Origin of the sequence: Actinophytocola sp., assembly GCF_050699935.1 — a bacterium.
Taxonomy (GTDB): Bacteria; Actinomycetota; Actinomycetes; order Mycobacteriales; family Pseudonocardiaceae; genus Actinophytocola.
This window is the reverse complement of sequence record NZ_JBOHGB010000254.1, coordinates 1-5,158: the sequence shown is the minus strand read 5'-3', so window position 1 is coordinate 5,158 and position 5,158 is coordinate 1. Positions and strand designations below refer to the sequence as shown.

Annotated in this window: 5 protein-coding genes; 1 reads left to right on the top strand and 4 read right to left on the bottom strand. The window is 72.3% G+C overall.

Annotation, left to right across the window (positions count from 1 at the left end):
• The 4 genes from ACRDTB_RS37230 to ACRDTB_RS37215 all read right to left on the bottom strand — a co-directional run.
• Positions 1 to 2,766, bottom strand: a 2,766-nt coding sequence (locus tag ACRDTB_RS37230; protein ID WP_431436964.1) for an ATP-binding protein, incomplete at its 3' end; no start/stop codon positions are given.
• A 19-nt stretch (positions 2,767 to 2,785) separates the two neighbouring features.
• A complete protein-coding gene (locus ACRDTB_RS37225; RefSeq protein WP_431436963.1) occupies positions 2,786 to 2,995 on the bottom strand; it encodes a hypothetical protein in 210 nt (69 codons plus the stop codon).
• A gap of 264 nt (positions 2,996 to 3,259) precedes the next feature.
• Positions 3,260 to 3,466 carry a DUF397 domain-containing protein gene (locus tag ACRDTB_RS37220; RefSeq protein ID WP_431436962.1) on the bottom strand — a complete coding sequence of 69 codons (207 nt, stop codon included), beginning with the start codon at positions 3,464 to 3,466 and terminating at the stop codon, positions 3,260 to 3,262.
• Positions 3,467 to 3,490: 24 nt separating this feature from the next.
• Positions 3,491 to 4,339 carry a helix-turn-helix domain-containing protein gene (locus ACRDTB_RS37215; RefSeq protein ID WP_431436961.1) on the bottom strand — a complete coding sequence of 283 codons (849 nt, stop codon included), beginning with the start codon at positions 4,337 to 4,339 and terminating at the stop codon, positions 3,491 to 3,493.
• Between the two features lie 327 nt (positions 4,340 to 4,666).
• On the opposite strand from ACRDTB_RS37215, the gene ACRDTB_RS37210 reads away from it, so the two are divergent.
• The gene (locus ACRDTB_RS37210; protein WP_431436960.1) at positions 4,667 to 5,032 is read left to right on the top strand and encodes a hypothetical protein; all 366 of its coding nucleotides are present in this window, start codon (positions 4,667 to 4,669) and stop codon (positions 5,030 to 5,032) included.
• Positions 5,033 to 5,158 lie beyond the last annotated feature (126 nt).

The following is a 5,158-nucleotide window of genomic DNA, read 5'->3' as shown; positions in this document are numbered from 1 at the left end:
GCGGACCGCGTCGTGCAGCGGCCGCGCGCCGAGCCGGTCGGCGACCTCCGCGGCGGCCCGCAGCTCGGTCGCGGCCGCGTCCTTGTCATCCGCGCGCAGCAGTGCATCGCCGAGCCGCCAGCGGCAGATGGCCTGCTCGTACACCGCGCCGTAGCCGAACGCCGCCGCGGCCGCGCGCCACAGGTCGGGGGAGCTCTTCCCGTGCAGCCGGGACAACTCCGCCTCGGCCCGCGCGAGCCACGCCTTGCCCTCCGGCCCCAACGAGCCGGTCCGTGGCCGGCTGTAGCGCGCGGTGTCGCGGGCGTGCGCGACGAGCCGCTCCCCCTCCTCGACCGCCGCCCGGTGCCCGGCGTCCTCCCGCCGCCGCACTGCCCGCCCGGCCAGCTCCGCGCACAGCGACACCCCGAGCGCGCCGAGCCGGATGCCGACCGCCATCCACTGGCCACCGACCCGCTCGGACCACTCCAGCGCGTCGCGCACGTGCACCACGCCCTCCTCGGGCCGGCCTTGCCAGAACGCCAGCTCCGCGGACGCCGTGCCCATCGCGGCGCCGATCTGGTAGTCCCGGCTCCACTCGGACTTCAGGTCCGCGGCGAGCCGGGCAGCCTCGGCGAGCTTGCCGCGCGACACCATCACGTGGCTGCCGACGGCCGCGAGCCGGGCCGACACGGTGCTCGACACCCGGCGCCCGGGCGGCTCCGCGGCGGCCTCGCTCTCGTCCCAGTCGCCACGCGCGTACCGGACGGTGACCTTCATGGCGCGCAGCTCGAAACCGTAGGTGCCCCAGGTCAGCCCGGTACGCCTGGCCCGCTCGACGCCCTCGTCGATGATCCGCACGGCCTCCTCGAGCTCGCCCTGCTCGTAGTGGTTCATGCCGAGGTAGTGCCGTGCCCGCAGCTCCACCGTCGGCGCCTCGTCGGCCATCGCGAGCCGCTGGGCCTCGCGCAGCCGCTCCCGGCTCTGCTCGACCCGGCCCTCTGCCTCGTCCAGCGCGCCCAACGTGATCAGCGCGTCGGCCTCCACGCCCGGCTCACCGGCCGACCGCGCGTCGCGCACCGCGAGCTCGGCGAACGTGCGGGCCTCGGCCGGCTCCCGCATGCCACGCAGGATCGACGCGTACACCGCGAGCACCCAGGCCTTCTCACAGCTCGCCGGGAGGTCCTCGACGAGCTCCCACGCCCGCACGATCGCCTGCCGCGCCTCCTCCTCCTTGCCCTCCACGACGAACAACGCGGACGCGAGCCGCCGCCGGGTCACCGCGGCGACCTCGGGGTCCGCGGCGTGGTCGGCGAGCTTGACGGCGTGGCGGGCGAACGCCACCGCCCGCTCCGGCTCGCCCGCGCTGCCGGCCACGTAGGACGCCCGGCGCAGCAGCACCGCCTCGTCGATGTCGGCCGGCCGGTCCGCCTCGGCCACCGCGTCCCACAGCTTGAGCGCGCGCTCCAGGTGGTGCAGCGACTCGGCCGGCGCACCCGACCGCTTGGCCTCCTGCGCGGCCTCGACCGACGCGGCGAGCGCCTGGGGCAGCTGGTGGCTCTCCATGCTGTGGTGGGCGAGCGCGGCCGCTACACCGCGACGCCCCTGACCGGCGAGCTGTCCGGCGAGCCGGCGGGCGTAGGCGCCGTGCAGGCGTACCCGCTCACCCGGCAGCAGGTCACCGTAGACGGCCTCGCTCAGCAGGGCGTGCCGGAACGCGTACACCTCCGTGCCGCGATCGTGGGTGGCGACGAGGACGTGGTGCTGCACGGCCTCGCGAAGCGCCTCCTCGATCCCGGTCTCAGTGAGCTCGGAGACCTCCAGCAGCGTCGCGTGCGGCACCCGCCGGCCGGCCACCGACGCCACCCGGACCACCCGCTGGGTGTCCTCGGACAGCCGCTCCACCCTGGCCAGCAGCACGTCGACGAGCGTCCACGGCAGGGCGCCGGCACCCTGCTCGCTGTAGGCGGCCAGCAGCTCCTCGGCGAAGAAGGCGTTGCCCTCCGATCGGTCGGCCACCTCACGCACGGCGTCCTCGGGCACGACCTCCTCGGCGAGCGCGGTGACGAACGTGCGGGAGTCGGACTCGTCGAACGGGCTCAGGTCGAGCCGCTCGGTCGCGGGGAGCCGGACGAGCTCGGCCAGCAGCGGACGCAGCGGGTGGCGGCGGTGCAGGTCGTCGCCGCGGTAGGTGCCGACGATCAGCAGCCGCTGCTCGCGCAGGCGGGACACGAGGAACGCGAGCAGCCGCCTGGTGGAGGCGTCGGCCCAGTGCAGGTCCTCGAGCACGAGCACGACGACCGACCCGGCGGCGAGGTCGGTGAGCGTGCCGTGCACGGCGTCGAACAGCTGCAGCTGGCCGACGTCCTGCTCGGCGCGGGCGGACGAGCGCGCACCGGCGCCGGCCACGACCGCGCCGATCCCGGGCGTGCCGCCGCCCCCGGCACGCTCACCGCTGGGCAGGATCGCGTCCGGGAACAGCCAGGCCAGCGCGGGATGGGCGAGCACGGCCCGCTCGCGGTCGGGTACCTGCACCATCGCCTCGACGAACGGCAGGTACGGCAGGCCGGTCTCGCCGGCGTCCAGGCACCGGCCGGTCAGCACGACGGCGTCCTTGGCCCGGGCGAGCACCGCGAGCTCCTCGATGAGCCGGGTCTTGCCGACACCGGCGTCCCCGGAGATCAGCACGGCCGCCGGGGAGTCGGCGACTGCCTGGTCGAAGGCCGCCCGCAACCGACTCATCTCCCGGTCGCGAGCCACCAGCGGAATACCGGATCCGAGGCGTGCCACGCACGCATGCTCGCACACCTCAGGCGGCCCGCGGTGCTCCGTTTACGGTCGTCCGGCGCCGCTCGGAGCGGTGTTCGCCGTGGTCGTCGCTGGTGTGGTCGCGCGGGTGGCGGAACCACGCGCGGTGCGTGCGACGGACCTCACTCACGTACTCGGGCGCGGTGCCACCACGGGCCCGCTCGACGCGGTAGTCCATCTCCGCCCTGAGTATCTCCGGCGTCACGTGCATCTCGACTCCTCGTCCGCTGTTGTCGTCGACGAGGTCGAGACTCGTGCGCAGGCCCGGAGCCGGGCATCGGAAGGTCACGCACGACTGGCGTGGCGAACCCCTTACGCGGCGTCCCGCGATCCTGAGGGGTGGAGTAAGAGATGGCCCGCGGGGATCAGGCCCGCGTAAGGCCGGAATGGGAGCCGGTGCTCCAGGGTCTGGAGAGCACCCGGCTGGTTGATCAGATCGCTACCGAGGTCAGAACCGGCGCAGCCCGGGGGCATGTCAGGCGCTGACGAGACGCCCCTCCTTCACGACACCCATGAACGCGTCCCACCCGGCTCCTTCGAACACCAGGTGGCCCGCCTCTGGGTGCTTGGAGTCACGAACCGCTGCGCCGATTCTGGCCACGACAAGCTCGACACAGTCGTTGCCCGCACCGCTCCGGCTGCTCTTCCGCCAGTTGGCACATGTCAGGTCAGAAAGGGTCACAGTCTGCTCCTCTCGGAATCGACGCTAGACGAGCCGGTCGGCCGCCTGCTCGACCATTACGAGGGTATCGTCAGGTTTCAACGCCGCCGCGCGCAAATGGTCAAACATCAACGTATACCGGTGTACGTCGGATGGTTGTTCCAAGTAGACACCAGATGTTGTGTACTCGACATAAACGACGTCGGGATCAGCGAGTTCCGGGAAGCCGAGGATGAGGAACGGGCACTCCATACCGGCGTGCGCCCCGGCCTCGAACGGCACCACCTGGAGCGTGACGTGCGGCAGCGCGGCGAGGTCGAGCAGGTGGCGGAGCTGGTTGTGCATGATCCCCGGGCCACCGACCGTGCGGTGCAGCACCGCCTCGTCGATCACCGCCCAGTACTCCGGCGGGTTCGGGTCGGTGAGCAGCTTCTGCCTGGTCACCCGGGCCGCCACCCGACGCTCCACATCGGCCTCGGCGGCGTCCGGGCGGATCGCGCGGATCACCGCGCGGGTGTAGCCCTCGGTCTGCAGCAGACCCGGTACGAGCAGGGCCTGGTGAGTGTGCAGAGAGGCCGCGTCGGACTCCAGCCCCACGAAGGCGCCCGTGAACACCTCGTTGTAGGCGTGCCACCAGCCCTTCTTGCGGGCCTCGCGGGACAGCTGGACCAGGGCTTCCCGCTTGTCGTCCTCGATGCCGTAGACCTCGAGCATGTCCCGGACGTCGCGTGGGGTGACCCCGACGTGGCCGGTCTCGATCCGGCTGATCTTGGAGGCGGAGCACTCCAGCTTCTCGCCGACCTCGTCGATGGTCAGCTCCGCGGCCTCGCGCAGCCGGCGCAACTCGGCGGCCAGCCGTCGGCGTCGCACCGTCGGGCTCGGACTTCGGGCCATCAGATCACCTCACCTTGCTCGCGCGCCCGATCCGGGCGGATGGTCTCATCCGGACACGGCGCAATCGTCGAGAAATCGGGGAAACCCCCGGCCAGCGTGCCCGTGAGCGTAATCATTTCCAATGTCGATCAATACCCATCACCCGATCGGGTACTGCAACTTGCAATTTGCGGGTTCCTCGTCGCAAGCTGCTAATCGGTGACGGGTGATCCTGAGGCCTGCTCGGTCAAAGCGCTCCGTGTGCAAATTGACGCACGGACCGCGGAGCCGCAACTCGGACGCACTCAGACTAGCCCGCCGTTGTCGTCCTCGCCGACAGGAGTCACGTTGAGTAGTCCGATCTTCGGTCAGCTCGAGACGTCGCTGGCCGGTTACCTGGCCGATGTCGTGCACCGGGCGGAGTTCGGCGACGAACGGACCGCCGCCGCCGTGGCGAGGTTCGAGGTGCCCCGGCTCGTCGAGGCGCTGAAGGCCGTGCTCGACGAGCACGAGCCGGACGAGTTCGGCCGCTGCCCGGACTGCCGCCGCAGCCGGTTCAGCCGCGCGCCCACGCCCTGCCGCGCCTACCTCAGCGCTCACCTGTGCCTCGTGGCACTCGACGAGCCGCAGCCCGTCGAGGTGACCACACCCATGCGCCGGCCGGTCGTCCTGGCCGAGCCGTCCGGCTTCCGGATGCTGAACGCGCCGGGCTGACCACTCCGACCACGAGCAGGGGCCTCCCCGACCCCGCTGCTCGTGTCGGGCGACCTGTCTTCCCCCACACTCCCCCCCAGGTCGTCCGGGCAGGCGGCGGGCCCGGGATCGTCCCCCGAACGACCC

What these genes read in the sequence shown, in the direction of transcription:
- ACRDTB_RS37225 (WP_431436963.1), bottom strand. Translation starts at nt 2,995, where the DNA reads ATGCACGTGACGCCGGAGATACTCAGGGCGGAGATGGACTACCGCGTC.
- ACRDTB_RS37215 (WP_431436961.1), bottom strand. Translation starts at nt 4,339, where the DNA reads ATGGCCCGAAGTCCGAGCCCGACGGTGCGACGCCGACGGCTGGCCGCC.